Annotated in this window: 21 protein-coding genes; 14 read left to right on the forward strand and 7 right to left on the reverse strand. The window is 36.9% G+C overall.

Features of this window, described 5'->3' with window-relative positions; translation table 11 throughout:
• Window positions 1-6: 6 nt before the first annotated feature.
• Window positions 7-642: a LysE family transporter gene (locus LPB89_RS01670; RefSeq protein WP_230699983.1), complete on the forward strand. Its 636-nt coding sequence runs from the start codon at window positions 7-9 to the stop codon at window positions 640-642.
• Window positions 643-786: 144 nt separating this feature from the next.
• Window positions 787-1,113 (forward strand): MGMT family protein, encoded by a 327-nt coding sequence (locus LPB89_RS01675; RefSeq protein ID WP_230699984.1) that lies wholly within the window; start codon window positions 787-789, stop codon window positions 1,111-1,113.
• Between the two features lie 237 nt (window positions 1,114-1,350).
• Here LPB89_RS01675 and LPB89_RS01680 read toward each other — a convergent pair whose 3' ends face one another.
• A complete protein-coding gene (locus tag LPB89_RS01680) occupies window positions 1,351-2,676 on the reverse strand; it encodes a PAS domain-containing sensor histidine kinase (RefSeq protein ID WP_230699985.1) in 1,326 nt (441 codons plus the stop codon).
• A 553-nt stretch (window positions 2,677-3,229) separates the two neighbouring features.
• Complete coding sequence (locus LPB89_RS01685; RefSeq protein WP_127340671.1) at window positions 3,230-4,576, reverse strand: sigma-54 dependent transcriptional regulator; 1,347 nt, start codon at window positions 4,574-4,576, stop codon at window positions 3,230-3,232.
• 157 nt (window positions 4,577-4,733) lie between these two features.
• Between LPB89_RS01685 and LPB89_RS01690 the strand changes: the two genes are divergently transcribed.
• The 4 genes from LPB89_RS01690 (at window position 4,734) to LPB89_RS01700 (ending at window position 9,378) form a co-directional block, all read left to right on the forward strand.
• Window positions 4,734-5,978 carry an efflux RND transporter periplasmic adaptor subunit gene (locus tag LPB89_RS01690; protein ID WP_230699986.1) on the forward strand — a complete coding sequence of 415 codons (1,245 nt, stop codon included), beginning with the start codon at window positions 4,734-4,736 and terminating at the stop codon, window positions 5,976-5,978.
• 121 nt (window positions 5,979-6,099) lie between these two features.
• On the forward strand, window positions 6,100-6,807 hold the full coding sequence (locus tag LPB89_RS01695; RefSeq protein ID WP_230699987.1) for an ABC transporter ATP-binding protein: 708 nt from the start codon (window positions 6,100-6,102) through the stop codon (window positions 6,805-6,807).
• 8 nt (window positions 6,808-6,815) lie between these two features.
• Entirely contained in the window at window positions 6,816-6,938 is a 123-nt protein-coding gene (locus LPB89_RS21975) for a hypothetical protein (RefSeq protein ID WP_255667660.1), read from the forward strand.
• Window positions 6,939-6,942: 4 nt separating this feature from the next.
• The gene (locus LPB89_RS01700; protein ID WP_230699988.1) at window positions 6,943-9,378 is read left to right on the forward strand and encodes an ABC transporter permease; all 2,436 of its coding nucleotides are present in this window, start codon (window positions 6,943-6,945) and stop codon (window positions 9,376-9,378) included.
• A 74-nt stretch (window positions 9,379-9,452) separates the two neighbouring features.
• On the opposite strand, the gene LPB89_RS01705 is transcribed toward LPB89_RS01700, so the two are convergent.
• Window positions 9,453-11,066 (reverse strand): murein L,D-transpeptidase, encoded by a 1,614-nt coding sequence (locus tag LPB89_RS01705; RefSeq protein ID WP_230699989.1) that lies wholly within the window; start codon window positions 11,064-11,066, stop codon window positions 9,453-9,455.
• Between the two features lie 413 nt (window positions 11,067-11,479).
• Between LPB89_RS01705 and LPB89_RS01710 the strand changes: the two genes are divergently transcribed.
• From LPB89_RS01710 to LPB89_RS01725, 4 genes are all read left to right on the forward strand, one after another.
• The gene (locus LPB89_RS01710) at window positions 11,480-12,610 is read left to right on the forward strand and encodes an Mrp/NBP35 family ATP-binding protein (RefSeq protein WP_127340666.1); all 1,131 of its coding nucleotides are present in this window, start codon (window positions 11,480-11,482) and stop codon (window positions 12,608-12,610) included.
• A gap of 106 nt (window positions 12,611-12,716) precedes the next feature.
• Entirely contained in the window at window positions 12,717-12,956 is a 240-nt protein-coding gene (locus LPB89_RS01715) for a NifU family protein (protein WP_026982674.1), read from the forward strand.
• A gap of 213 nt (window positions 12,957-13,169) precedes the next feature.
• Complete coding sequence (locus tag LPB89_RS01720) at window positions 13,170-13,655, forward strand: hypothetical protein (protein ID WP_230699990.1); 486 nt, start codon at window positions 13,170-13,172, stop codon at window positions 13,653-13,655.
• A 58-nt stretch (window positions 13,656-13,713) separates the two neighbouring features.
• The gene (locus tag LPB89_RS01725) at window positions 13,714-14,031 is read left to right on the forward strand and encodes a 2Fe-2S iron-sulfur cluster-binding protein (protein ID WP_026982672.1); all 318 of its coding nucleotides are present in this window, start codon (window positions 13,714-13,716) and stop codon (window positions 14,029-14,031) included.
• A gap of 203 nt (window positions 14,032-14,234) precedes the next feature.
• Here LPB89_RS01725 and LPB89_RS01730 read toward each other — a convergent pair whose 3' ends face one another.
• The 3 genes from LPB89_RS01730 to LPB89_RS01740 all read right to left on the reverse strand — a co-directional run bounded on the left by LPB89_RS01730 (window position 14,235) and on the right by LPB89_RS01740 (window position 18,315).
• Window positions 14,235-15,224, reverse strand: coding sequence for an aspartate-semialdehyde dehydrogenase (locus LPB89_RS01730; RefSeq protein WP_230699991.1), 990 nt, complete (start codon window positions 15,222-15,224; stop codon window positions 14,235-14,237).
• 173 nt (window positions 15,225-15,397) lie between these two features.
• Window positions 15,398-15,778: a large conductance mechanosensitive channel protein MscL gene (gene mscL / locus LPB89_RS01735; RefSeq protein ID WP_127340661.1), complete on the reverse strand. Its 381-nt coding sequence runs from the start codon at window positions 15,776-15,778 to the stop codon at window positions 15,398-15,400.
• A 68-nt stretch (window positions 15,779-15,846) separates the two neighbouring features.
• Window positions 15,847-18,315, reverse strand: a complete 2,469-nt coding sequence (locus tag LPB89_RS01740; RefSeq protein ID WP_230699992.1) for a bifunctional UDP-N-acetylmuramoyl-tripeptide:D-alanyl-D-alanine ligase/alanine racemase — start codon at window positions 18,313-18,315, stop codon at window positions 15,847-15,849.
• Between the two features lie 184 nt (window positions 18,316-18,499).
• Here LPB89_RS01740 and LPB89_RS01745 point away from each other — a divergent pair, with 184 nt between their 5' ends.
• Window positions 18,500-19,105, forward strand: coding sequence for a hypothetical protein (locus LPB89_RS01745; protein ID WP_230699993.1), 606 nt, complete (start codon window positions 18,500-18,502; stop codon window positions 19,103-19,105).
• Here LPB89_RS01745 and LPB89_RS01750 read toward each other — a convergent pair.
• Window positions 19,100-19,807, reverse strand: coding sequence for a porin family protein (locus LPB89_RS01750; RefSeq protein WP_230699994.1), 708 nt, complete (start codon window positions 19,805-19,807; stop codon window positions 19,100-19,102). The two genes, LPB89_RS01745 and LPB89_RS01750, sit on opposite strands and share 6 nt — an antisense overlap.
• Window positions 19,808-20,029: 222 nt before the next feature.
• Between LPB89_RS01750 and LPB89_RS01755 the strand changes: the two genes are divergently transcribed.
• The 3 genes from LPB89_RS01755 (at window position 20,030) to LPB89_RS01765 (ending at window position 25,020) form a co-directional block, all read left to right on the forward strand.
• The gene (locus LPB89_RS01755) at window positions 20,030-20,383 is read left to right on the forward strand and encodes a hypothetical protein (protein WP_230699995.1); all 354 of its coding nucleotides are present in this window, start codon (window positions 20,030-20,032) and stop codon (window positions 20,381-20,383) included.
• Between the two features lie 158 nt (window positions 20,384-20,541).
• The gene (locus LPB89_RS01760) at window positions 20,542-22,749 is read left to right on the forward strand and encodes a TonB-dependent receptor (RefSeq protein ID WP_230699996.1); all 2,208 of its coding nucleotides are present in this window, start codon (window positions 20,542-20,544) and stop codon (window positions 22,747-22,749) included.
• A gap of 162 nt (window positions 22,750-22,911) precedes the next feature.
• A complete protein-coding gene (locus tag LPB89_RS01765; protein WP_230699997.1) occupies window positions 22,912-25,020 on the forward strand; it encodes a prolyl oligopeptidase family protein in 2,109 nt (702 codons plus the stop codon).
• Window positions 25,021-26,013: the final 993 nt, after the last annotated feature.

Raw genomic sequence — 26,013 nt, forward strand, 5'->3', positions numbered from 1 at the left:
AACTGAATGGCATTACTTACTCCATTACTTTCAGGTTTCATTGCCGCTTTCATCGGAATTATTCCACCTGGTCTAATCAACATGACGGCAGCCAAAATAAATCTGAAAGAGGGAAAAAAGAATGCTTTATGGTTTGTCATTGGTGCGGTTCTGGTCATTTTTTTTCAGGTTTCTTTAGCCGTTTTATTCGCTCAGGTCATCGACAATAGGCCGGATGTGGTTACTTTATTGCGTGAAGTTGGTTTTGCGATCTTTTCGATCCTGACGATTTACTTTTTGTTTATCGCCAAAGAACCGAAAGCCAAAAAATCGAAGATTAAAAAAAGTAGTAAAAAAAGCCGTTTCTTTCTGGGCATGTTGCTTTCGGGGCTGAATTTCTTCCCGATTCCGTACTATGTTGTGGTGAGTGTCACTTTGGCTTCTTACCATCTTTTTGCTTTTGAAAACAATGTCATTTTTACTTTTGTATTTGGATCAGTTGTAGGTTCATTTGCTGCTTTGTACAGCTACATTGGTTTCTTTGGAAGAATCGAAAAGAAAACCGATTATATCATGCGAAATATGAATACGATCATTGGAAGCATTACCGGTTTGATTGCTGTGGTGACGCTTTTTAATATTCTGAATTACTATTTTGGGTAAAAATATATTTGCCGCAGATTAAAAATGATTCTTGTTGTGAGGAATATTTTTCACGCAGATTTTGGAGATTTAGCCGATTATTTAGTTAGAAATCTTAATCTTTTTATCCCGAATAGCTACTGGGAGTGATAAAAAAAATCAACTATGGCTGAAGATAATTTTTTCGAAAGAGTTTATGCGATTGCCAGACAAATCCCGTATGGGAAAGTAACTTCGTATGGCGCTATCGCAAAGGCATTGGGGACAGCCCGTTCGGCAAGAATGGTAGGCTGGGCCATGAATGCCTGTCATAACATGGAAGATGTTCCCGCCCATCGGGTCGTTAACCGAAAAGGACTCCTGACCGGAAAACATCATTTTGACGGAACCAATCTAATGCAGCAGCTTCTGGAAAGCGAAGGTATTGCTATAGAAAACAATCAGATTATCGATCTCGAAAAACACTTTTGGACACCGGAAATTCAATTGTAATTGTCCGGCTGAGCGGAGTCGAAGCCCTTTTCGTTATAAAGCCTTCGACTTCGCTCAGGGTGACACTCTATTAAAATTAAAATGACAACTTACCATAACCATTGTCAGGCTGAGCGGAGTCGAAGCCCTTTTTCGTAATAAAGCGTTCGACTTCGCTCAGGGTGACACCAAAACTGCGACTGCGACTGTGACTGTGAGTGAAAGCCAAAATTTGTCAGGCTGAGCGGAGTCGAAGCCCTAAATCAAACAAATCACAAAACTCGTCCGGTCTTCATCGGTCTGGTAGCTTAGGTAACCGCCGTGTGCTTCTATGATGTTTTTAGAAAGCGTTAACCCAATTCCTGCGCCGTCTTTTCTGGTGGTGAAAAACGGAAGGAAAACTTTGTCCCTGATCTCGTTGTCGATTCCTTTTCCGTTGTCTGAAATGGTGATGAAAAAGCGGTTGTTTTCGGTATAACTGGACAAAAACATTTTCTTTTCGCTCTTCTCTTTCAAAGCATACACGCTATTGGTAATTAAATTGATAATCACCTGTTCCATCTGGTTTTTGTCAATCAGAATCGATCGTGAACTATTAATTTCGTTTATCAATTCGATATTTTCCGCTTTCAGAATCGGGCTCATGATTCGCATACAATCTTCAAAAAGCGCATTGATTGGTGTCATTACTTTAGTCGGTGTCGGAAGCATGGCCAGTTTTCGGTAATTCTCGACAAAAACCTGCAAGTGATCGCTTCTGTTTATGATGGTCGAAATACTGCTTTTGATATCTTCAAAATCTTCTTCTTCCAGTTGTTCCTGATCTACAATGTGCAGTAAATTTTGCGAAAGTGCCCGAATTGGCGTCAGGGAATTCATTAATTCGTGTGAAATAATCTTCATCAGATTGATCCAGGCTTCCTTCTCTTTTTTCTCAATGACGCGCTGTATGCTGTCTAATAAAATGATGAAATATTCTTTGTCGTATGTTTTGGTATGGGAAGTCTGCAACACAAAAGTCTGCAGATCCTGTTCTTCAATTTTTATCGAAATAGCTGATTTTAATTCGGTAAAACCCAGTTTCTCGATTTCATTACAAAGCGAAGGCAGATAATTTTTAAGGTATTTCCAATGACTGACTTTTGGTACTTTAAAAAGGTTCGAAAAACAATCATTCATCAGGAAAATGTGCCATTCGTCATTTTCTTTTTCCAAAATTAAAGTGGCGGTATCAATATTGTCCAGAATCGATTGATAAATAAGTTCTTTCGAGATCTGCTCTTGTTCCTTAAACTTTAATGTATTGTACAACAGATACAACGTCTTAAAGTTTTCTTTTCTATACTCTTCCGGGAAATTGGTCGAAAAATCATTCTGTAGTATCGAAAGCAGGGTTTTATCGTAAAACAGCAATCGGTTTTTTATGGCAACATACATTTCAGAAATCAGTATAACCGCAAAAAAACCAACCAAAATGGCATTGTAATAAAGGCCTTTATAAATCAGAAAACCGCAAAAGAAAAACAATACCATAATACACAGTATTCTTAAAAACAAAGCATTGTAGAATTTCAGGTTTTTCATTGTTTATTTTTTTATTGGCTCCCGCAGATTTAGCAGATTGTGCAGATTCTCACTGATTAAAAGTTTAAAGTTTCTAAAGCTAATTTATCTGCTAAATCTCCAAAATCTGCGAGAGAAAAAACTGTTCATCAATATAATCTTTTAAATTGGTTCTTAATATTGGCTCTCGCAGATTTGGCAGATTAAGCAGATTCTCACTGATTAAAAGTTTAAAGTTTCTAAAGCTAATTTATCTGCTAAACCTCCAAAATCTGCGAGAAAAAAAACTGTTCATCAATATAATCTTTAAATTATTTCCTAAATATTGGCTCCCGCAGATTTGGCAGATTAAGCAGATTCTCACTGATTAAAAGTTTAAAGTTTCTAAAGCTAATTTATCTGCTAAACCTCCAAAATCTGCGAGAAAAAAAACTGTTCATCAATATATCTTTTAAATTATTTCTTAAATATTAGCTCTCGCAGATTTGGCAGATTAAGCAGATAAAATATATTAAAAAAAAATCCGCCAAATCTCCAAAATCTGCGAGAGAAAAAACTATTCATCACGCTACATCTATGTATTTTTCAAATCGTATTTTTCAATTCTGCGGTACAAAGCCGCTCGTGACAACCCCAGTTCCTCCGCTGTTTTGCTAATGTTTCCGTTGTGTTTGAATAAAGCTTTTTCGATCGCATTTTTCTCCAGTTCGGATAAAGGGTTATCATCATTTTCCTGAAAATCCTCGAAATCAAGAATATCAAGATCGGTTACCGAAATGGTCTGGTTATCGGCCAGAATCAAGGCACGCTCGATTTTGTTTTCCATTTCACGGATATTTCCTTTCCAGGGATACTTCTCTAAATAAGGGCCCACATTGGCTTCAAAATGCCAGTTTTCCTGATTGTATTTGGCCGCAATCTGATCTAAAATAAAATCCGCCATCGGGACAATATCATCCTTTCGCTCGCGAAGTGACGGCAGGCTGATTTCCATCGTATTGATTCGGTACAGTAAATCTTCCCTGAAGGTTTTGTTTTTTACCTCAGCCTTAATGTCGCTGTTTGTGGCTGCAATAATCCGTACATTCAGCGGTCGTGGCTTGCTTTCTCCCAGACGCGTAACGGTCTTGGTCTGTAAAACATGCAACAATTTAACCTGCAGATGAAGCGGTATATTTCCAATTTCATCCAGAAAAATGGTTCCTTCAGCAGCCATTTCGAATCTTCCGGGCGTATCGGTTTTGGCATCTGTAAAAGCTCCTTTTGCGTAGCCAAAAAGCTCACTTTCGAATAAACTATCGCTCAGTGAACCTAAATCTACATGTACAAACGGCTGTTTCTTTCGCGCTGAATTTAAATGGATAAACTCGGCAAATACATATTTTCCGGTTCCGTTTTCTCCCAAAATCAAAACATTGGCCTCTGTTCGGGCTACTTTTTCAGCCATCAGATAGGCTTGTTTTATTTTAGCCGAAGTCCCTACAAAATATTTTTTATCTTCTTTTTCAGCTGGTGTTTTTTTGCTGTTTTTTCGGCTTTCGGTAACTGCTTTATCAATCGTTTCGAGTAATTTTTCGTTGTGCCAGGGTTTCAGTACATAATCGAAAGCGCCTATTTTGATGCCTTCAACAGCGGTATCAATTTTTCCGAAAGCAGTCATTAAAATCACAACGGTTTGCGGCGAAAGTGTTTTGATTTCTTTCAGCCAGTGAATTCCTTCGCGTCCGTCTTCAAAACCTATCCGGTAATTCATGTCCAGTAAAACCACATTAATTTCATTTTCATTGAGAATTGAAATGATTTTTTTGGGACTGTTTGCCGTAAAAATGGTTTCAAAATGCTTTTTCAGAATCATTTTTGCCGAAAAAAGAATTTCTTCCTGATCATCAACAACTAATATTTGGGCTAGTTTTTTTCGCATGTCATTTGTTTTTGTTCGATTTCGAACGGTCAACTGTTCATTATCGGACACTCCTTTTTTTGATGGTTTTTAAAGTCTCTTTAAAATCAATGCTTTACCAATAATACTTTTTATGGCACAATATTTACCTATTGATTATCAGTAAATTATTTAAAAAATGGACAAGGTAATTCCTCGTAAAAATAGAAAATTTAGAAATCTCACAATACTAATTGGTGTTTTTTTAGCTTTGGCAGTAATTGTCTTTTTTTCTTTCAGTACTAAACGAACGCTGAATGTAAAAGCAGATGAACTGACGGTTCAAAAAGTCGAAAGAGCGTTTTTTGAAGACTTCGTGGTTTTTCAGGCCAAAGTAGAACCTCTGAACGTAATGCTTGTCAACGTAACCGAAGGCGGATCGGTAAAAGAGATTTTTGTAGAAAATGGTGCGATGGTAACCAAGGGACAATCGTTGGCCCGTTTGTACAATCCGAACACTGAACTTAATTACCTGACACAGGAAACGGCCATTATCGAGCAAATCAACAATCTGAATTCAGGCAAACTGAACATTAGAAATCAGGAATTAAACCTGAACAAGGATCTGGTGCTGATTGAGCATGATTATAACGATGCCAAAAGATTGTACGACATGAACTCGAAATTGTTTGACAAAGATGTGATTTCGAAAAATGACTGGAATACGTTTAAGGAAGGACTGCGTTTTCAGGAAGAGCGAAAAAGAACGATTCACCAAAGTATTCAGAAAGAAAAACAAAGCAATCAGGTTCAGATTTCGCAAATCAACCGCTCTATACAAACCATGGAAAAGAGTCTTGAAATTCTGAGAAACAACAAAAATAACTTTTTGATCACGGCTCCGGAATCCGGAAGACTGACTTCTTTTGAACCGGTATTGGGAAAAACATTTCAGGCCGGGGAAAGCATCGGAAAAATCGATTCCAAAAAAGGCTACAAACTTATTGCCGAAGTAGATGAGTTTTATCTGGAGAAATTACGCGAAGGGCTGAAAGGTCAGGTAGAATTTAAAGGCCAGACGCTTGAAGTTTTGGTAACCAAAGTAATTCCGGAAGTAAAAAACGGCCATTTTACGGTTGAACTGGCTTTTACGTCTAAAGAAACTATCCTTTTACAGGACGGATTAAGCTTTGGGGTAAAACTGATCTTATCAGAGAAAAACAAAACCCTTGTTGTTCAGAAAGGAAGTTTCAATCAGGACACCGCCGGAAAATGGATTTTCGTAGTAAAAGGAAATAAAGCCGAAAGAAGAACCATCAAATTAGGCCGCGAAAACCCTTCGTACTATGAAGTACTCGAAGGATTAAAAGAAGGCGAATCGGTAATAACATCTTCTTACTCCGATTATAAGGATATTGAAGAGCTTTCTATAAGTTCGCAGTGACAGTTTGCAGTCACAGGTCTCAGTCGCAGTCTCAGTTTACCATTTACAATTCACAATTAATAAAAGTTTCAATCATCAATCAATCAAAAAATAAATCAACAACACCTAATACTTTAAAAATATGATAACCATTCAAAATTTAACCAAAGTTTTCAGAACCGAAGAAGTAGAAACAGCTGCCTTAAGCGGAATTAACTTAGAAATTAAAAAAGGTGATTTTTTAACTATTATGGGACCTTCGGGCTGTGGAAAATCGACTTTACTGAATATAATCGGGCTATTGGACAGTGCAACCGACGGAAGTTATAAACTGCTGGATGAGGAAATGATTGGCTTAAAGGAGAAAGGAAGAGCACGTGTCCGTAAAGAAAACATTGGGTTCATTTTTCAGAATTTCAATCTTATCGATGAGCTTTCGGTGTATGATAATATCGAATTGCCGTTGCTGTACAACAATGTCAAATCATCGGAGCGAAAACAAAAAATTGAAGCGATTGCCGAAAAATTAAATATCTCACACCGTTTAAAACACTTCCCACAACAACTTTCGGGAGGACAACAACAAAGGGTTGCGGTAGCAAGAGCCTTGGTCAACGATCCCAAAATTATTCTTGCCGATGAGCCAACGGGAAACCTGGACAGTAAAAACGGTAATGAAGTAATGGAACTTTTAACAGATTTACACGCTAAAGGCGCAACAATCCTGATGGTGACGCACTCTGATTATGATGCTTCGTTTTCGCAAAAAACGATTCATATGAAAGACGGCGTGATCTTCTCTGAACGCTTCAACCAGAGAAATGTGGATGTTTTTATGGACACTAAATAACAATTAAAATGATCAAATTTATTGTAACTGCAATCTTAATTCTGGTAGGATTTGTTTGCAAAATAATGACTATCGAAAGTAAAAATGAGGTTTCTGTTTCGACTTTGACCGAAGTAATTTTAAAGAAATAAAAAGATGATCCGCAACTGGTTTAAAATATTTATTTATCATTTAAAGCAAAACAAACTGTTTTCATTTTTAAATGTTCTGGGATTAAGTATCGGCATTGCCGGTGTAATTTTTGCCATTTTATACTGGAATAACGAAAATGCCTACGATCAGTGGAATCCCGAAAAGGAAAATTCCTTTCAGGTCCTGAATAAAATCGGAATGACCGGAGATATCTGGGCTTCGAACTCGATCCCTTTTGGAGAGACCTGCAAAGCCACGATTTCTGAAATTGAATCGATTTGTTTCCTGAATAATACCTGGTATAACGATGCGCCTGTAAAATATGGGACTAAAAAAATCATTGGTACCAAAATTACGGTCTCTGACAATGGTTTTTTTGATATTTTTCCTTTCCCAATTGTAAAGGGAGCCAAAACAAATATCCTGAAAGAAAAGAACAGCGTTGCAATTTCAGAAGAAACGGCACAATTAATTTTCAAAAACGAGGATCCGATTGGCAAGTCAATTAATTATGACAATAATAATTACATTGTAAAATCGGTTTATCACCTGATCAGTCCGTCTTCTATAGAGCCTAATTATGTGTTTGGGGGAATTCTGAGAGATCAGGATAAAAACAGCTGGGGAAATTTTAATTATGGTTTATTAATCAAAACTAAAAAAGGAAGCGACCCTGCTGCTGTTTTGAAAAAAATGCAAAATATTGATTATGTCAACAGAACGCTGAAAGACGCTAAATCGAGCGGGCAGACAGTAGCACAATATATCAAAGAAAACGGACAGACGACCGTCATACTTGACCAGTTGAAAACGTCCCGCCTGCACGGCACAAAATCAAGCAATGGACGCAACTATCCGGAAGGACGAGGCAACCTGCAATTACTTTATATCATGATTGGCCTGTCGCTTTTGATTTTGGTTTTATCGTTGGTAAACTATATCAATCTGGCAACGGCATCGGCTATCAAGCGTGCTAAAGAAGTCGGAGTCCGCAAAGTTGTCGGTGCTACTAAAAATCAGGTAATTGTTCAGTTTATATTCGAAACTACCATTATTGTTATTCTGGCGATTCTTTTTGCCTTGGCGATCGTGGAACTTTCATTACCTTATTACAACACCTTTCTGAACAAAACCTTAACGATGAATGGTGGTGAATTTTACCTGCAGCTTATTTTCATTTTTGGATTAGTAATTATTCTTGCGGGTATTTTTCCAGCCGTTTATATTTCAAATTTTGAAACACTTAAAGTCTTAAAAGGAAATTTCTCCAGAAGCAAAAGCGGTATCTGGATCAGAAATTCGATGCTTATTTTTCAGTTTGGAATCGCTGCCTTTTTTATTGTGGGTGCCTTAATCGTGAATTCACAGGTAAGTTACATGATGAATAAAGATCTTGGTTTTAGCGGCAGTCAGATCATCCGAATTCCTTTTAATTATCAGGATCGAGGTAAAAGAACAGACAAATACCTGTCTTCAAAGCAGGAAATCCTAAAAATACCGGGAGTAGAAAACGTTTCTACTTTTGCCGGAACTTTCGGGAACAGTACGAATTCAAGTTCAGGTTTTACCCATAATGGCATTTTTGTACAGCCGAGAAATGTTGAAATGGATTTTGGTTTTCTGGAAATGATGAAAATCAAAATCGTACAGGGACGCGATTTGTCTCCGCAATTTGCTTCGGATACGATCGATAATATGCTGATGAATGAAACGCTGGTGAAGACGTTAAACCTTAAAAATCCCATCAACACTATCATTACTTCAGGCTGGGGTACTGAGGAAGGTGAAAATATGAAATTTAAAATTGTAGGCGTTGTAAAGGATTTCAACATTACGGGATTACAGGACAAAATTCCTCCTATGGTTTTTATCAACATGAAAACTATAGAATGGAACAATTTCAACAATATCTACGTCAAAGTTTCGCCCAATAATTTAGCGGAGACTTTAGCCAAACTGGAGGTTTACATGCAGAAAAATATAAATTCTGATTATCCTTTTAAATATGAATTTGTAGATAAAGGATTTGCCAAAACCTATGAGGAACAGGTAAAACAAAAGGATTTGTTTTTCATTTTAAATCTTGTCGTGATCATCATCGCCATTTTTGGATTGTTTGCTTTGGCGTCCTTTTCGATGGAAAGAAGACTGAAAGAAATTGCGATCCGGAAAACACTGGGTGCGGAGACCGATATTTTACTGAAAGAATTATCAAAACAATATGTCATTTTCTGCCTGATGGGGTTTGTTCTCGGAATTGTTCCGGCCTACATTTTATTGCAGAAATGGCTAGAAGATTTTGCTTTCAGAATCGGTGTTTCCATTGTTCCGTTCAGTATTGCATTAGTTTCTTTGTTGGTTTTGACGCTGATAATTGTTTTAACCAAAGCCTATCAGGTCACTAAAATAGACATCCTGAGGTATTTGAAATACGAGTAGTTTTAAGTTTTCAGTCGCAGTATTCAGTCGCAGTGTTCCGTTAGAACTGTGACTGAATACTGCGACTGCGACTTTTACTTCACAGCACCTGAATCTGAATACAGTAACTGATCAAGGCTTTCATCGCGTTCATAAACGTCCGGAAAAAAACTAATTTCACCCTGATCATTTACCCAGGAAGTAAAGTAGCCGATATAAATCGGGATTTTCTTTTTAAGCATACAGGTAGTTTCTTTTTCGCCGCTCATTGCCTGATCAATTTTATTGGCCGGCCAGTCGGGATCATTTTTCAAAATCGCAAGTGCCAGTCCTTTTGCCTCTTTTACATTGATACAGCCATGGCTAAAAGTACGTTTTTCGAAATCGAACAAACTTTTTGCGGGTGTATCATGCAGGTAAATATCATTGGGATTCGGAAACATAAACTTAACCAGGCCGAGAGAATTTTTCGGTCCCGGTTTTTGTCGTACACGTCCCCCGTTCCATTCCATATTATGGTCTGCGAGGTAATTTTTGTCACTGGCCATCTGCAGTTTTAATTCGTTTTGAATGATACTTTTCGGCACATACCAATACGGACTAAAAACAATTCGATCCATATTGCCGCTAAAAATAACCGTTTCGGTCATTCTTGTACCCACAAAAATATCTGATGTAAAATCATATTTCCCGTCTTTGACATAAATCAGCCGGAACGAAGGAATATTGACCATAATGTATTCATCTGCTTTTGCGAGTTTCGCCGGTATCCATCTGCAGCGCTCCATATTGAGCATGATGGTTTTTATCCTTTTTGAAATCGGCTCATTCAGCTGATCGATATGTTCTTTTGTTAAGGTATAATTCAGCTTCAGGCCATATCTTTTCTTGTAATTCAGAACGCCTGCCATGAGTTCTTCGTCATAAACATCACTTTTAGAATCCTGTGCCAGATCACCTGTTACAAATAAACGCTGTCTTATATCCTTAATCGTATTCGATATATCAAAAGGTTTTAGGTCTTTGTAAGTTGCAGGGTCAATTGTAATGGGCTGCCACAAATTATCAGTCTCCATTTTTCGGTATTTTTTTAAGGCTGACTGAAGTTTGTAATACTGACTGAATAACAGATTATCATCTTCATCTAACCGGTTTGAATCTACTATAAGCGAATCTAATATTTTGGCATACGAAATTGTTTTGGCCGGCAAAAACCATCCGATTTTCTTTAAAGTTGCCGGATCAACGCCCGAATACACATTGCTGGCATAAAAAACATACATGTTGGTAAGCAGCAATTCTGTTTCGGTCTGAGAAGGTTTTTCAGCCGAACTTTCATTAAAAACTTCATCTATATCGTCTTTATAAGGCATTTCCTTTTCAATTCCCTGCTCTTTCAAAACATTTACCTTTTGATACAGCAAATGACCAAATTCCGTGATATTTTTTTGATTGTACCAGATGGATTTGAAGCCCCGGTTTTTATAAATATCCAAAACATCACTTTTATATTTCTTTAGTTTGGAATATTTTTTAAAAAACTGATTTACCGAAACACTATCCAATGTAACTGTTGTGGCACTATTGGTAATGGTAAATGAATTTTCAAACGTTTTATTTGATTTACTTTCAACAGCTTCTGCTGAAGCCAAACAAAAACAACAAATGCCAATGGCAATCATGAATTTAAAGGGTATAGAATTTCGCATAATTTTATTTATTTGGATTGATAAATAAACTCACATAAAATTAACAGGCCTTTGGCTGAGCCATAATACGCTTTTGCCTGTTTTTTAAACGATGAAAAATTTAAATTTGAGGTAATTCAAAGATAAGCAACATTCCTGAAATTTATTCCTGGCGCGAGGGTGAAATTGTCTTAAAATTAATATATTTTTCCTACAAATTACTCATCAGCCAGAAAAGCAAATAAATCTTTTTTTCATCAAACACAATGAAACAGAACTTTAGACCCTATAATTTTGAATAATCTCAATATCAACAAATCCAATGTAAAAAAGTTAAAATCCGAACATAATCCGTTATCTTTGCAGTCTGAAATGAGTTTAAATAAAAACAGTTTTTAAATTAATTTCAATCAATTGAAAAATACGACGTTAAAATGAAATTAGACAGAAAAGAAATTCTTAAAGCTCTAGAAACAATCACTATAGCCGGAGAAGGAAAAAATATGGTTGAAAGTGGCGCTGTTGCCAATGTAATTACTTTTGGTGATGAAGTTGTGGTAGATTTAGTACTTCACACTCCTGCTATGCACATTAAAAAAAGAGCAGAAGACGATATCAGGAAAACCATTCACGAACTGGTGTCTCCTGAAGCAAAAATTAAAGTAAATATTAAAGTGGAAACTCCGGAGAAAAACGAAATTAAAGGTCGTGCAATTCCGGGAATCAAAAATATAATCGCCGTTGCATCCGGTAAAGGTGGTGTAGGAAAATCTACTGTTACGGCCAATCTTGCGGTAACACTGGCAAAAATGGGATTTGCAGTGGGTATTCTTGATGCTGATATTTACGGTCCGTCGATGCCAATTATGTTTGATGTTGAGAATGAAAAACCAATTTCTATTACCGTTGACGGAAAATCGAAAATGAAACCGGTTGAAAGCTACGAAATAAAAATACTTTCTATCGGATTCTTTACCGCTCCGAGTCAGGCCGTTATCTGGAGAGGTCCAATGGCTTCAAAAGCACTAAACCAAATGATTTTTGATGCAGACTGGGGAGAATTGGATTTTATGTTAATCGATTTACCTCCGGGGACAGGAGACATACACCTTTCGATCATGCAATCGTTACCAATTACAGGAGCAGTAGTCGTAAGTACGCCTCAGGCTGTTGCCCTTGCTGATGCCAAAAAAGGGGTTGCCATGTTTATGCAGGACAACATCAATGTTCCTGTTTTGGGGATCATAGAAAATATGGCGTACTTTACACCGGAAGAATTACCTGATAATAAATATTACATTTTTGGACAAGAAGGGGCCAAAAACCTGGCAGAAGATTTAGATGTTCCTTTTCTTGGAGAAGTGCCAATTGTACAGTCTATCCGTGAAGCGGGAGATTATGGCCGCCCGGCAGCTTTGCAGACAGCTTCGGTAATCGAAACTGTTTTTGAAGAAATTACCCGAAATGTGGTACAGGAAGTAGTAAACAGAAATGATAGCTTACCCGCTACCGAAGCCATTAAAATTACAACTATGGCAGGTTGTTCAGCAGTTAAAAAAAATTAGATAATGAGATAATTGGATAATTAGATAATGCTGTTTTGAAAATTTAAATTTCACAGATAACACATTTTCTAATTCTCTAATTCTCTAATTGACACATCAAAATATTATGACAACAGAAGAATTAACAAGCAACGTATTACTGGCTCTGGACGAAATCAGGCCTTTTTTAAATTCTGACGGAGGAGACATTACACTCATTTCTATTGACGATGACAAACATGTTAAAGTTCGTCTTGAAGGGGCATGCATTAGCTGTAGTGTAAACCAGATGACTCTAAAAGCAGGCGTTGAAACCACGATAAAAAAATATGCACCGCAGATTGAAACTGTAGTAAATATCATGTAATAAAAAAGATATTTTTGTGCATGTTTCTGCGTAGTATAATTAACAAGAATAATAGGCCTTAAGGTGTTTTTAGTGGTAAAATCAAAAAAAACATTCATAAAAATACTTGTTTTTGCGATTTTAACAAAAAATAATATAAAGTTTTAAGAGATTATATTGCTTTATTATTACAGAATTAACTTAAATTTGTGACGAACCCTTAAGCCATGATCTATGAGAAATTTTTACACTTTAATTTTATTATTATTTTTTGTTTCCGCGAACTATGCGCAACAAAGTTCCAAAACCCTAGTGGTTGATAAAGCCTGGGTAAATGAGTCTGAAGAATGGTCTGATTTTACTTATGCAGGACAAATTGTATTTTCGACAAATCCAAGTGCAGAAGAAGGATCATTGAGAATTGGTAATTACGATTTTTTATATGATTTCTGCGAGGGAAAAGCTAAATTTGCGAATAAAGCAACCTATAGCGCAGCTGAATTTGCACACCCAAGAAAACTTTCTGTAACAACAGATAAACAAGGAGTTGTCAATTCAACTTATGAAGGGACTTTAATTTTTCAGTCTGACAGAGATTATTACTCCGTAATTGCGGTAGTGACCTTGTTAGAAAAAGAAGGAACGATGCTGGGTGTAAAAATGCATTTAAAAGATAACGACAGAAGAGAATATGCTTTTAGTTTAAAACCTAACAGTTAATTAAAGACAAAGGGTTTGTTCACGTTTTCAAATCCTCAAAAAAATTCCAACAATTAAAATGGATGTATTAATAAAGATCAAAGATCGAGAAGGAGTTATACACGAATTACAGGCTCCAACTGATATGGCAATGAATATAATGGAGTTATGCAAAGCATACGAACTTCCTGTTGAAGGAACCTGCGGAGGAATGGCAATGTGTGCTTCCTGCCAGTGTTATGTTCTGAATGATGTTGCATTGCCGGAAATGGGAGATGAAGAAGAAGCCATGCTGTCGGAAGCGTTTTATGTTAAATCTAATAGCCGCCTAGGCTGTCAGATCCCAATTACAACAGAATTAGAAGGGCTGGAATTAGAACTGGCACCGGAATATTAAATACTAAATTACAATATTTTAAAATTCCAAATTCCAATAGTACCGGGTGTGCTATTGGAATTTGGAATTTTTTATGCATTTAAACCCGACAGGTTTTAAAAACCTGTCGGGTTTCATTCTTCAATTTATTTTACAAAAAAACCGCAATTACATTACTGCAATTACGGTTTTCTCTTTATAACAATTTTCTTTAATCTCCGGTTTTACACCAAACCTGCTGCTATTAAATATTCAGCGATTTGAATCGTGTTTGTCGCGGCACCTTTTCTAAGGTTATCGGCAACAATCCACATGTTTAGGGTGTTTTCCTGGCTTTCGTCACGACGGATTCTTCCAACAAAAACATCATTTTTTCCTTCAGCATACAGAGGCATTGGATATGTAAAAGTATCTAAATTATCCTGAACGGTTACGCCATCGGTATGGTGTAAAATTTCACGTACTTCGTTTACATCAAAATCATTGGTGAACTCAACGTTTACAGCCTCACTGTGACCGCCAACCACCGGAACACGCACCGCAGTGGCCGTAACCCTGATCGTATTGTCCCCAAGGATTTTTTGAGTCTCACGAACTAATTTCATTTCTTCTTTCGTGTATCCGTTATCTTCAAAACTGTCGCAATGTGGAATCGCATTTCTGTGAATTGGATATTTATACGCCATTTCTCCCTGAATTCCTGCATACTCATTTTCTAATTGTCTTACCGCTTTTACGCCTGTTCCGGTGATCGACTGGTACGTAGAAACAATAATTCTTCTGATGTTGTATTTTTTATGCAAAGGCGCTAATGCCAGCACCATCTGAATCGTAGAACAGTTGGGATTGGCAATAATTTTATCTTCCTTTGTTAATATTGATGCATTGATTTCAGGAACAATCAGTTTTTTGGTCGGATCCATTCTCCAGGCAGAAGAATTATCGATTACTGTAGTTCCCGCAGCTGCAAATTTTGGTGCCCATTCTAATGAAGTGTCCCCTCCTGCAGAAAAAACCGCAATATCGGCTTTCATGTCAACAGCAGTTTGCAATCCTACAACTTTATATTTTTGACCTTTATATTCAATTTCTTTTCCAACTGACCTCTCAGAAGCAACGGGAATCAATTCTGTAACGGGAAAATTTCTTTCCGCTAAAACTTTCAGCATTACTTCGCCAACCATACCAGTGGCACCTACAACCGCTATTCTCATTTTTATATTTTTAGTATGAATTAATCTAAATTACAACGCAAAAGTATACATAATAAAAATCAAAACAAGGCGATTCACAAAAAATAACAAAATGTTACAAAAAAAACAAAAGCAAAAAAACCGCCTCAATCAAGAAGCGGTTAAGTTAGACTTAGTGTAGCGGTATATGGTAATTATTGTTTATTTTTCAAAAGATCTCTGATCTGGATCAGTAACTCTTCCTGAGTCGGGCCAGCCGGTGGCGGTGGCGGAACGTCTTTCTTTTTAAGATTATTTATTCCTTTAATAATTAAGAATAAAACAAAGGCAACAATAACAAAGTTAATGACTGCCGAAAGAAACAAACCATATTTGACTCCTCCAAATGCCGTCAGCTCTTCGATAGTAGACAAATGAGCCGCATCTAATGCCGGTTTTAGTAACAATGGTGTAATAACATTCTCAATTAATGAGCTTACAATTTTTCCAAAAGCAGCTCCAATTATAACCCCGACAGCCAAATCGACTACGTTGCCTTTCATTGCAAATTCCTTAAATTCTGAAAATATTCCCATGATTCTCTCTTTAGTTTAATAATTAATTGATATCGAAAATACGTAATTTTCTCTAAAGTTCCTGAAATCTACCTGAAAAAAACGCGCTTTACCCGTTGCGAAATACTCGTCAGAATCTCATACGGTATGGTTTTTAAAGCGTCTGCAATCTCTGTTACAGTTGGATTTTCGCCAAAGATAACAACGGAATCTCCTTCTTTACAATCTATTTCACTTACATCAACCATCAGCATATCCATGCAGATACTGCCGACGATGGGTGCTTTTTGGTTTTTAATATTGATGTAGCCCACCTGATTTCCCCACAATCTCGAAATGCCATCGGCATAACCAATCGGGATCGTTGCAATTTTTGTTTCTTTCTCTGCCATAAAACGACGGCCGTAGCCCACGCTGTCTCCTGCCGGGATGGTACGAACCTGTGAAATAATTGATTTTAAAGTTCCCACATTTTCGAGGTATTTCTGCTCCAGAGGATCATTTGAAACACCGTATAAACCAATTCCAAGACGTACCATATTATATTGCGCTTCCGGAAAATTGCTGATTCCGGATGTATTGAGGATATGACGGATCGGATTGATGCCTAATTCTTTTATTAATTCAGAAGATAATTTTTCAAATAAATTGATCTGGGAAATTACAAAATCATAATGATTCATATCATCGCTTGTTGCCAGATGTGATAAAACACTCTGAACTTTGACGGTTGTATTTCCTTTTAAAGTGGCAATTAATTCCCCAATAGTATTTTCTTCAAAACCCAAACGGTGCATTCCTGTATCAAGTTTTATATGAATCGGATAATCTTTCAGATTCTTTTCGCGGGCAATCTTCAGAAAAGCATTTAATCCTTTTACACTGTAAATTTCCGGTTCCAGCTGGTATTGAATAATGGACGGGAAGCTTGTCGATTCCGGGTTCAAAACCATAATCGGCAATTGGATGCCGCCACTTTTGAGCGAAATTCCTTCATCGGCGAAAGCTACACCCAAGTAATCTACTTTGTGATATTCTAATAATTTTGCAATTTCCAAACCTCCGTTCCCATAGCCAAAAGCCTTCACCATTACCATCATTTTTACATTTGACGCTAATTTGGCTTTAAAGAAATTCAGGTTATGACTGATGGAATTGAGATTGATTTCGAGAATTGTTTCGTGTGTTTTCTCTTCGAGTAAAGTTACAATCTCTTCAAACTGAAAAGACCTTGCCCCTTTTATCAGAATGGTTTCATTGGCAAAGTTCAGGCTTTCAAAACCGGAGATAAAATCGGCTGTGGTCTCAAACATTATAGCATTTGAAAATTTATCTGCGAAGGACGAAATCGTCTTTCCTATACCTATAATACGGTTTACTTTATTGTCTGCGATCAATTGCGCAACTTTGGAATATAATTCTTCATTTGAAAATCCGCTCTGAAAAATATCCGATAAGATTACCGTTTTCGAAGCGTTCTTTTTCTGGCTTTCCAGAAAGTCCAAAGCAATTTTGAGGGATTGAAAATCGGAACTGTAACTATCGTCAATAATACTGCAATTATTAATTCCGTTTTTTACTTCAAGGCGCATTTCTACCGGATACAGCAGCTGCATTCGGTTTTGAATCGTTGCGGAGTCGTATTTGAAATACAGCAAAACCAACAAACAGGAAACCACATTTTCTATTGAAGCAGAATCCTGAAAAGGAATTTCTAAATCAAAAATCCCGTTTTGATATTGATACTGAATAAGGGTGGTATCGTCTTTACTTTCTTTTTTAAGAATTAAAACATCCGCGGTTTTATCCGTGAAACTCCACGAAAAAAGTACCCTGCCTTTTAATTGGTTTTCTTTCGAAAAAGAAGCCAGACATGCGTCAACAAGTTCATTTTTCTGATAGATAATTACTGTGGCTCTTTTGAAAAGCTGGAGTTTCTCGTTTATTTTCTGTTCCAAACTCTCAAACCCTTCATCGTGGGCGGATCCAATATTGGTTAAAACGCCAATATTTGGCTTGATGATCTGCTCCAGATGGGTCATTTCGTTAACCATCGAAATTCCGGCTTCAAAAATACCAAGGTTGTGTTTTTCATTAATGGCAATTACCGATAAGGGAACTCCCACCTGAGAGTTGTAACTTTTAGGGCTTCTAATAATATTGTAATCAGGACTCAGTAAAAAATTAAGCCATTCTTTTACGATCGTTTTGCCGTTACTTCCAGTTAGTCCGATAACAGGAAAATGAAATAAATCCCTGTAATACGCCGCAAATTGCTGTAGTGCAGTCAGGCTATTTTCGACCAGCAGGAAATTGGCTTTTCCCTTTGCCTCTTCAGGAATATACTGCACCACGAAATTCTGAACGCCTTTTTCAATAAGTTCCCGAATATACAAATGAGCATCATTGTTTATGCCGGACAGGGCAATAAACAAAGTTTTTGATCCGTTTTGTAAAGAACGGCTGTCGATCGAAACGTGATCTACAAAAGTATCTGTATTGAAACCAATCCATTCGGCCTGAAGAACAGGAATGAGGTTTTTTAAGTCTATGCTCATTTAAAAATCTTTTTGTCAAATTTAAAACATTAAAGACAGAAAAGAGTTGTGATTTTCTTAAAAATACCGGGGTGAATTGCAGCAAAAAACTGCACTAAAATAATTTGATTTGTGAAAACGTATCAAATTCGCAGCAAAAAACTTTATTTTATTATATTTGTTTAACACCTCAAATTACCCGGTTTTGAAAAAAATACTGCCCCTATTCTCTTATATTCTGCATCCGGTTTTTATATCGGTCTATGCCACTTTGTTTTATCTGTACTGCAAAGAGGATGTTTTTACGAACAGGGAAAAATATTATGTTTTATTTCAAATCCTGATTATAACCGTTTTGGTACCCGTATTGTTTTTCCTGTTACTTCGCTCCACCGGACATGTAAAATCCGTGATGGTGCCTGACACTTCACAGCGCAAAATTCCGCTTATTTTACAATGTTTTTTATACATTTTACTGGTTAAGAGAAGTATTGTCATCACCCGTTATCCGGAACTTCATTTCTTTTTTCTTGGCGCCTTGTTCAGTACCATTTTAGCACTGGTGCTTTCCCTGTTTAAGATAAAAGCAAGCCTTCATATGCTGGCGATTAGCGGACTAACTGTTTTTATTATAGGCTTAAACATTCACCTGCAAATGCAAAATCCTTATTGGACGGCTCTGGCAGTAGTATTAACAGGTATAGTAGCATCGTCACGTCTGGAAATGGAAGCTCATACCAATACAGAATTGCTTATTGGTCTTTTAGCCGGAAGTCTTCCTCAGATTTTATTCCTGTCTTTGTGGCTATAGAATGTAGAAAATCAAACCGGCATTGATGGTCTGAATGTTTACATTCTGACCTGAAATCGTTTTGACTGATGATTTAAATAAAGGATTTAATCCGTAATAGATATAAACATTCCAGGTATTATAACCTGCTGCAAGATAAGTACCGTATTGCAGTTTATTGATATCGGGATTATTGCTGACCTTATACGTCGTCTCCCCATCATCTACAGCAGATTTGGTAGAGAATGCATAACTGACTTTAAGTCCTCCGTAAACTCTCCAGAACTTATAACTTTCATAAGTTGAATTTCTCCAGCGGAATTCAATCGGAAGATCTATTAAATATTGTCTGTATCGATTGGAAACAATTTCATTATAATCATTTACACCATATACCAGCTTTCCCTGCCCATCTTTGGAAATCGTAAAATTCTGAAAGAAATTCTGATAACTTAAACCAAGACCTGTAGCAACGGCAAGGGTTCTTTTTTTGTTAATGGGCATATCACGCAAAAAACCGCCCGACAGTCCCACAGAAAATTTATCCTGCTTCAGTCCCGGAGGAATATTCACAAAAAGATTATAGGTTACAGAAAAGTAAAACTGATCTTCACGGTACAACGAATCGATTTTAACGATTGGCTCTATTTTAGGTTTTGTTTCTTCCTGCGAAAAAACAGTAAAAAACGAGACTAAAAATAAACAGCTAAAAAGTAATCTCATATCGTATTTTGATTTTAAAGAGTTTTTCAAGTAAACGTTTTTTGGAGATGATTTATTTCACTTACAAATATAATATAATGCCGGCTCAGGAGAAGATTAGAAAGCAATTATTCTCTTTTTCTGTAAAAATAAACCGATTTGCCGAATTAATTTTAATAAATCAACAACAGAATTTAAAAAAAACGATCCATTTTCGACTGCTCTTTTATACCTTTGTCTGGCATGAAGAAAAAACAGCTCATATTAAGTGTCTCTCTGGCCCTGACAGTATTGTTCTCAATATTGTTTCAGTCGATACACAGTTATGAGCATATTGTAAAGCAACTTTCAGAGAAACAATGCCATCACGATTATAGTGATCCAAGCGGAGAAATCACACATCAGCATCATAATTATGATCTTTGTTATGTATGTCATTTTTCTTTTGGAAGCTATTTGGTTCCGGAGGAATTTTCATTTGACTTTCATACTTCCCATAAAGAAATACCTTATTTCTTTGCTCTTTCAGAAAAAATATTTCCGTTTTCAGAAAGCGCTTACTTACTTCGTGGTCCCCCGGCCGCTATAGTTGCTTAATTTCGAAACATCGAAATAAAATTAAAAATCTTTTAAGTTACATTTCAAAAAAGCATTGGGTTTCCCCATCCTGACAGTCTCAGGATCGGCAGACTTTACTATTATTTTGGTGTTTTATTTTAAAAGAAAAATCCATTTAACTATAGCATCATTTTCAAATGAAAAAATTACTATTAGCCCTTATTTTAGGGTTTTCAGGGCTGCTTTCAGCTCAAAATTCCGTTTCCGGAACCGTATCCGATCTTCAAAATCAACCTATGCCGGGAGTTTCTGTGTATGCTCCGGAATTACATAAAGGCACCACAACTGATGCCAACGGAAAATATGAAATCACCAATCTTCCAAACGGAAACTTGCGCCTTTCTTTTACTTTTGTCGGTTACACCACGCAAAATAAAACAATTGCCAAACCGGTAAAAGAGAATACGCTCGACATTACATTGCTTGAATCTATTTTCGAAATGGATGAAGTAATTGTCTCTACGCCTTTCAACAAACTGCAATCGCAAAACGTGATGAAAGTAGAACATGAAAGTATCAAAACATTACAGCAAAAAGGAACCTCAACTTTAATAGAAGGTTTGGCAACCATTCCGGGGGTTTCTCAGATTTCAACAGGAACTTCTATCGGGAAGCCCGTAATCAGGGGACTTAGCGGGAATCGTGTTTTGGTGTATTCGCAAGGTGTGCGTATCGAAAATCAACAGTTTGGAGACGAACACGGATTAGGATTAAATGATGCCGGAATCGAAAGCGTTGAAGTCATTAAAGGCCCTGCTTCTTTGTTGTACGGATCGGATGCTTTGGGTGGGGTTTTATACTTTAATCCTGAAAAATTTGCCGACGCGAATACTTTCAAAGCCAATTTCAGTCAAAAATACTTTACTAATACGCAAGGAAGCAATTCCTCGATTGGACTGAAAACGTCTACGGACAACTGGAAATTTTTAGCCCGCGGAAGTTTCAACACCCACTCCGATTACAAAATTGCCGACGGAGACCGTGTAACCAATTCACGTTACAACGAAACGGATTTTAAAACCGGAATCGGATACAGCAACTCGACTTTTTCAAGTGTGTTACGATACAATTACAATAAATTGGATATCGGGATTCCCGAAGACGGTATTGCGGAACAGTCTTCAAGTAAAGACACACAGTTTCCAAGACAGGGAATTTTTAATCACTTGTTGAGTTTAAACAACGTAATCTTTTTTGAAAATTCGAAATTAGATGTTGATTTAGGTTACATTTCTAATGACCGAAGTGAATTTGAAGACAGCAATACAGCGTCTTTGCACATGAAGCTGAACACTTTGAATTATAATGCAAAATACCATTTTCCGAAATTTGGTAAAATTGAAACCATTCTTGGTGTACAGGGAATGCATCAGACCAATACCAATTCGGGAGAAGAATATTTGATTCCGGATGCGACTACCAATGATTTTGGGGTTTTTGGAACTGCAAATTACGAATGGAACAGTAATGTTATTCAGGCCGGACTGCGTTTTGACAACCGAAACGTGAGCTCTGAGGCGCATGGAATTGTAGACGAAGAAGGTTATTTTCAGCCTTTAGACCGCTCTTTTGACAGTTTTAATGCTTCATTAGGCTACAAAACCAAACTGGCTGAACCACTAACCCTTCGCCTGAATGTTGCTACCGGATTCCGGGCACCCAACTTAGCTGAATTAACGTCAAATGGTGTTCACGAAGGAACCAACAGATACGAAATTGGAAACGCTGCCTTAAAAACCGAGCAAAACGTTCAGACCGATTTGAACCTGGAATACAAAAATTCGCATTTTGAATTTTTTGTTAACGGATTTTACAATCACATCAACAATTACATCTACACTTCCCCAACGGGACAAACCTTAGAGGACAATGATGTTTTTGCTTATGTTCAGGATAATGCCAAACTATACGGTGGTGAAGTTGGTTTTCACTTTCACCCGCACCCGCTGGACTGGCTGCATTTTGAAACCAGCTTTGAAACCGTGACAGGTAAAAAAGACAATAACGATTATTTACCTTTAATTCCGGCTAATAACTGGAATAACACGCTTAGAACGGAATTCAAAATCAAAAATTGGTTAGAGGAAGGATTTGCATCCCTAAACGTTTCGTCTACTTTTGATCAGGATAATGTGAGTGGTTTCGAAACCGCTTCAAAAGGGTATACGCTGGTAAATTTAGGCTTTGGAGGAACGGTTAAACTTGGTAAAACGGCCTTCGATATTAACCTGAATGGAAATAATTTATTCGATAAAAAATACATTGCACATCTCTCCAGATTAAAAACAGACGGGATTCCGAATATTGGAAGAAACATTGTTCTGGGAGTGAATTTCAATTTGTAATTTTTGTCTTAACCGCAAAGTACGCAAGGTGTCTTCCGCAAGGTTCGCAAAGTTTAAAATAAAGCTTTGCGAACCTTGCAATATTCCCTGGCGCACTTTGCGGTTAATTTTTTAATCATCCCACAAAAAGTGCTATTTTTGTTACAACCATAAACTTTAACTATGAAAAAAACAATTCTTATAATGGCTATTACAACCGCAGGAATTTCATTTGGACAAAATAAAATTCAGTACCCCGAAACCAAAAAAGGAGAAACAATTGATACTTACTTTGATACGAAAGTAAATGATCCGTACCGTTGGCTTGAAGATGACAAATCATCAGAAACCGGCGCCTGGGTAAAGGCTGAAAATGAAGTAACGTACGGTTATTTAGACAAAATTCCATTTCGCGAAGAACTTAAAAAACGGATGGAAAAGCTTTGGAATTTCGAAAAAATAGGCGCCCCTTTTACAGAAGGAAAATTCACGTATTATTCGAAAAACAACGGACTTCAGAACCAATCCGTAATTTATAGAAAAGGAGAAAAAGGTAAAGATGAAATCTTTCTCGATCCCAATACTTTTTCGAAAGACGGAACGACTTCACTGGGTGGTTTAAATTTCTCTAAAGACGGATCAAAAGCAGCTTATTCCATTTCTGAAGGTGGAAGCGACTGGAGAAAAGTGATTATCATTGATGCTGTTTCTAAAAAAGTTTTAGAAGATACTATAGTGGATGTCAAATTTAGCGGTGTTTCCTGGTTGGGAAATAAAGGTTTTTATTACTCCAGTTATGATAAACCAAAAGGAAGCGAATTATCTGCCAAAACAGATCAGCATAAATTGTATTTCCACAAATTAGGCACTTCTCAAAAAGACGATAAAATAATTTTTGGAGCCGATCAGAAAAGAAGATATGTGGGTGGTTATGTTACAGAAGATGATCGCTATCTGGTAATCTCCGCAGCCAATTCTACATACGGAAATGAATTATACATTAAGGATTTATCCAAACCGGACAGCCCGATTATTACCATTGTGGACAATTTTAACAGCGACAACCAGATTATCGAAAATGAAGGAAGTAAACTGTTTATAGATACTGATTTAGGTGCACCGAACAAGCGTATTGTAACTGTAGATGTCAGCAATCCAAAACCGGAAAACTGGAAAGATTTCATCAAAGAAACCGAGAATGTTTTAGCCCCTTCAACGGGTTCAGGATATTTCTTTGCGAATTATACCAAAGATGCGGTTTCATTAGTATTGCAGTACGATTACAATGGAAAATTAGTTCGTGAAATTAAACTTCCGGCCGTTGGAACTGCAGGAGGATTTGGCGGAAAAAAGGAAGAAAAAATTCTGTATTACAGCTTTACAAACTATACGACTCCAGGAACTGTCTTTTCTTTCGATCCTAAATCAGGGAAATCAGAAATTTATCAAAAGCCAGTGGTGGATTTCAAAAGTGAGGATTACGAATCAAAACAGGTTTTCTATACTTCAAAAGACGGAACAAAAATCCCAATGATCATCACGTATAAAAAAGGATTGAAATTAAACGGTAAAAACCCGACCATCCTTTATGGATATGGCGGATTCAATATTAGCCTGACGCCGGGCTTCAGTATTGCCAATGCAGTCTGGATGGAAAACGACGGTGTATACGCTGTTGCCAATTTAAGAGGCGGAGGCGAATACGGAAAAAAATGGCATGATGCAGGAACCAAACTGAAAAAGCAAAATGTATTTGATGATTTCATTGCTGCTGCCGAATATCTGATTGCCCAAAAATATACTTCATCTGATTTCTTAGCCATTCGCGGAGGCTCAAACGGAGGTTTATTAGTAGGTGCCACGATGACGCAGCGTCCTGATTTGATGAAAGTAGCTTTACCGGCTGTTGGAGTTATGGACATGTTGCGTTACAATGCTTTTACTGCCGGAGCGGGTTGGGCTTTTGATTACGGAACTGCACAGGACAGCAAAGAAATGTTCGAATACCTAAAAGGATATTCACCGGTTCAGAACGTTAAAAAAGGCGTACATTATCCGGCAACTATGGTGACGACAGGAGATCATGATGATCGTGTTGTTCCTGCGCACAGTTTTAAATTTGCTGCCGAATTACAGGAAAAACAAACCGGAGACAATCCTGTTTTAATCCGCATTGATGTAAAAGCCGGACACGGTGCAGGAAAATCTGTTGCTGCTACCATTCAGGAAAATGTTGATATTCAGGCGTTCACGCTTTACAATATGGGATTTACGGCTTTACCGAAAAAATAAAACTAAGTCTGTTTTTTTTAGCCACAGATTTAAGGATTAAAATGATTTTTTTGCCACGAATTGCACGAATTATCGCGAATCTAATTCGTGGATATTAGTGTAATTCGTGGCTATTCTTTTTGAATTTTTATTATAATTTACTCCCGCTGATTTTGCAGATTTAGCGGATTTTTTTTCCACCAGAATCTGCTAAATCTGCAAGATCTGCGAGACAAAACAATACATGCATTAGCAATTGAATTTTTTTATTCAGCTACAAAATAAATAATTCGTGGATATTAGTGTAATTCGTGACAAACCTTTTTCAAACAATACTTAAATTTGAAATCTGTTGCTGCCACTATTCAGGAAAATGTAGACATTCAGGCGTTCACTTTACAATATGGGATTTACGGCTTTACCTAAAAAGTAAAACTAAGTCTGTTTTTTTTTGCCACAGATTTAAGGATTAAAATGATTTTTTTTGCCACGAATTGCACGAATTATCGCGAATCTAATTCGTGGATATTAGTGTAATTCGTGGCTATTCTTTTTGAATTTTTATTATAATTTACTCCCGCTGATTTTGCAGATTTAGCGGATTTTTTTTCCACCAGAATCTGCTAAATCTGCAAGATCTGCGAGACAAAACAATACATGCATTAGCAATTGAATTTTTTTATTCAGCTACAAAATAAATAATTCGTGGATATTAGTGTAATTCGTGGCAAACCTTTTCAAACAATACTTAAATTTGAAATCTGTTGCTGCCAAGATTCAGGAAAATGTAGACAATCAGGCGTTCACACTTACAATATTGGGTTTAAGACTTTGCCGAAAAGTAAAACTTTATTCTTTTAATGTTATTAGCCACGAATTATTTTTGTGAGTTCGTGGTTATTTTTTGCATTATTTTTTTGCGATGGACTACTTTGATTTTACCGCAAAGCACGCAAAGTTTTACCTACAAAAGTATCTTCAGAAAATGCAAAGTTCGCAAAGCTTTGTATTGAA

The sequence above is a fragment of the Flavobacterium sp. ENC genome, from assembly GCF_020991415.1.
GTDB lineage: Bacteria > Bacteroidota > Bacteroidia > Flavobacteriales > Flavobacteriaceae > Flavobacterium.

Excerpts from the sequence above, each read along its gene's own strand:
- LPB89_RS01670 (WP_230699983.1), top strand. The coding sequence starts at position 7 with ATGGCATTACTTACTCCATTACTTTCAGGTTTCATTGCCGCTTTCATC.
- LPB89_RS01675 (WP_230699984.1), top strand. The coding sequence starts at position 787 with ATGGCTGAAGATAATTTTTTCGAAAGAGTTTATGCGATTGCCAGACAA.
- LPB89_RS01680 (WP_230699985.1), bottom strand. The coding sequence starts at position 2,676 with ATGAAAAACCTGAAATTCTACAATGCTTTGTTTTTAAGAATACTGTGT.
- LPB89_RS01685 (WP_127340671.1), bottom strand. The coding sequence starts at position 4,576 with ATGCGAAAAAAACTAGCCCAAATATTAGTTGTTGATGATCAGGAAGAA.
- LPB89_RS01690 (WP_230699986.1), top strand. The coding sequence starts at position 4,734 with ATGGACAAGGTAATTCCTCGTAAAAATAGAAAATTTAGAAATCTCACA.
- LPB89_RS01695 (WP_230699987.1), top strand. The coding sequence starts at position 6,100 with ATGATAACCATTCAAAATTTAACCAAAGTTTTCAGAACCGAAGAAGTA.
- LPB89_RS21975 (WP_255667660.1), top strand. The coding sequence starts at position 6,816 with ATGATCAAATTTATTGTAACTGCAATCTTAATTCTGGTAGGATTTGTT.
- LPB89_RS01700 (WP_230699988.1), top strand. The coding sequence starts at position 6,943 with ATGATCCGCAACTGGTTTAAAATATTTATTTATCATTTAAAGCAAAAC.
- LPB89_RS01705 (WP_230699989.1), bottom strand. The coding sequence starts at position 11,066 with ATGCGAAATTCTATACCCTTTAAATTCATGATTGCCATTGGCATTTGT.
- LPB89_RS01710 (WP_127340666.1), top strand. The coding sequence starts at position 11,480 with ATGAAATTAGACAGAAAAGAAATTCTTAAAGCTCTAGAAACAATCACT.
- LPB89_RS01715 (WP_026982674.1), top strand. The coding sequence starts at position 12,717 with ATGACAACAGAAGAATTAACAAGCAACGTATTACTGGCTCTGGACGAA.
- LPB89_RS01720 (WP_230699990.1), top strand. The coding sequence starts at position 13,170 with ATGAGAAATTTTTACACTTTAATTTTATTATTATTTTTTGTTTCCGCG.
- LPB89_RS01725 (WP_026982672.1), top strand. The coding sequence starts at position 13,714 with ATGGATGTATTAATAAAGATCAAAGATCGAGAAGGAGTTATACACGAA.
- LPB89_RS01730 (WP_230699991.1), bottom strand. The coding sequence starts at position 15,224 with ATGAGAATAGCGGTTGTAGGTGCCACTGGTATGGTTGGCGAAGTAATG.
- mscL (WP_127340661.1), bottom strand. The coding sequence starts at position 15,778 with ATGGGAATATTTTCAGAATTTAAGGAATTTGCAATGAAAGGCAACGTA.
- LPB89_RS01740 (WP_230699992.1), bottom strand. The coding sequence starts at position 18,315 with ATGAGCATAGACTTAAAAAACCTCATTCCTGTTCTTCAGGCCGAATGG.
- LPB89_RS01750 (WP_230699994.1), bottom strand. The coding sequence starts at position 19,807 with ATGAGATTACTTTTTAGCTGTTTATTTTTAGTCTCGTTTTTTACTGTT.
- LPB89_RS01755 (WP_230699995.1), top strand. The coding sequence starts at position 20,030 with ATGAAGAAAAAACAGCTCATATTAAGTGTCTCTCTGGCCCTGACAGTA.
- LPB89_RS01760 (WP_230699996.1), top strand. The coding sequence starts at position 20,542 with ATGAAAAAATTACTATTAGCCCTTATTTTAGGGTTTTCAGGGCTGCTT.
- LPB89_RS01765 (WP_230699997.1), top strand. The coding sequence starts at position 22,912 with ATGAAAAAAACAATTCTTATAATGGCTATTACAACCGCAGGAATTTCA.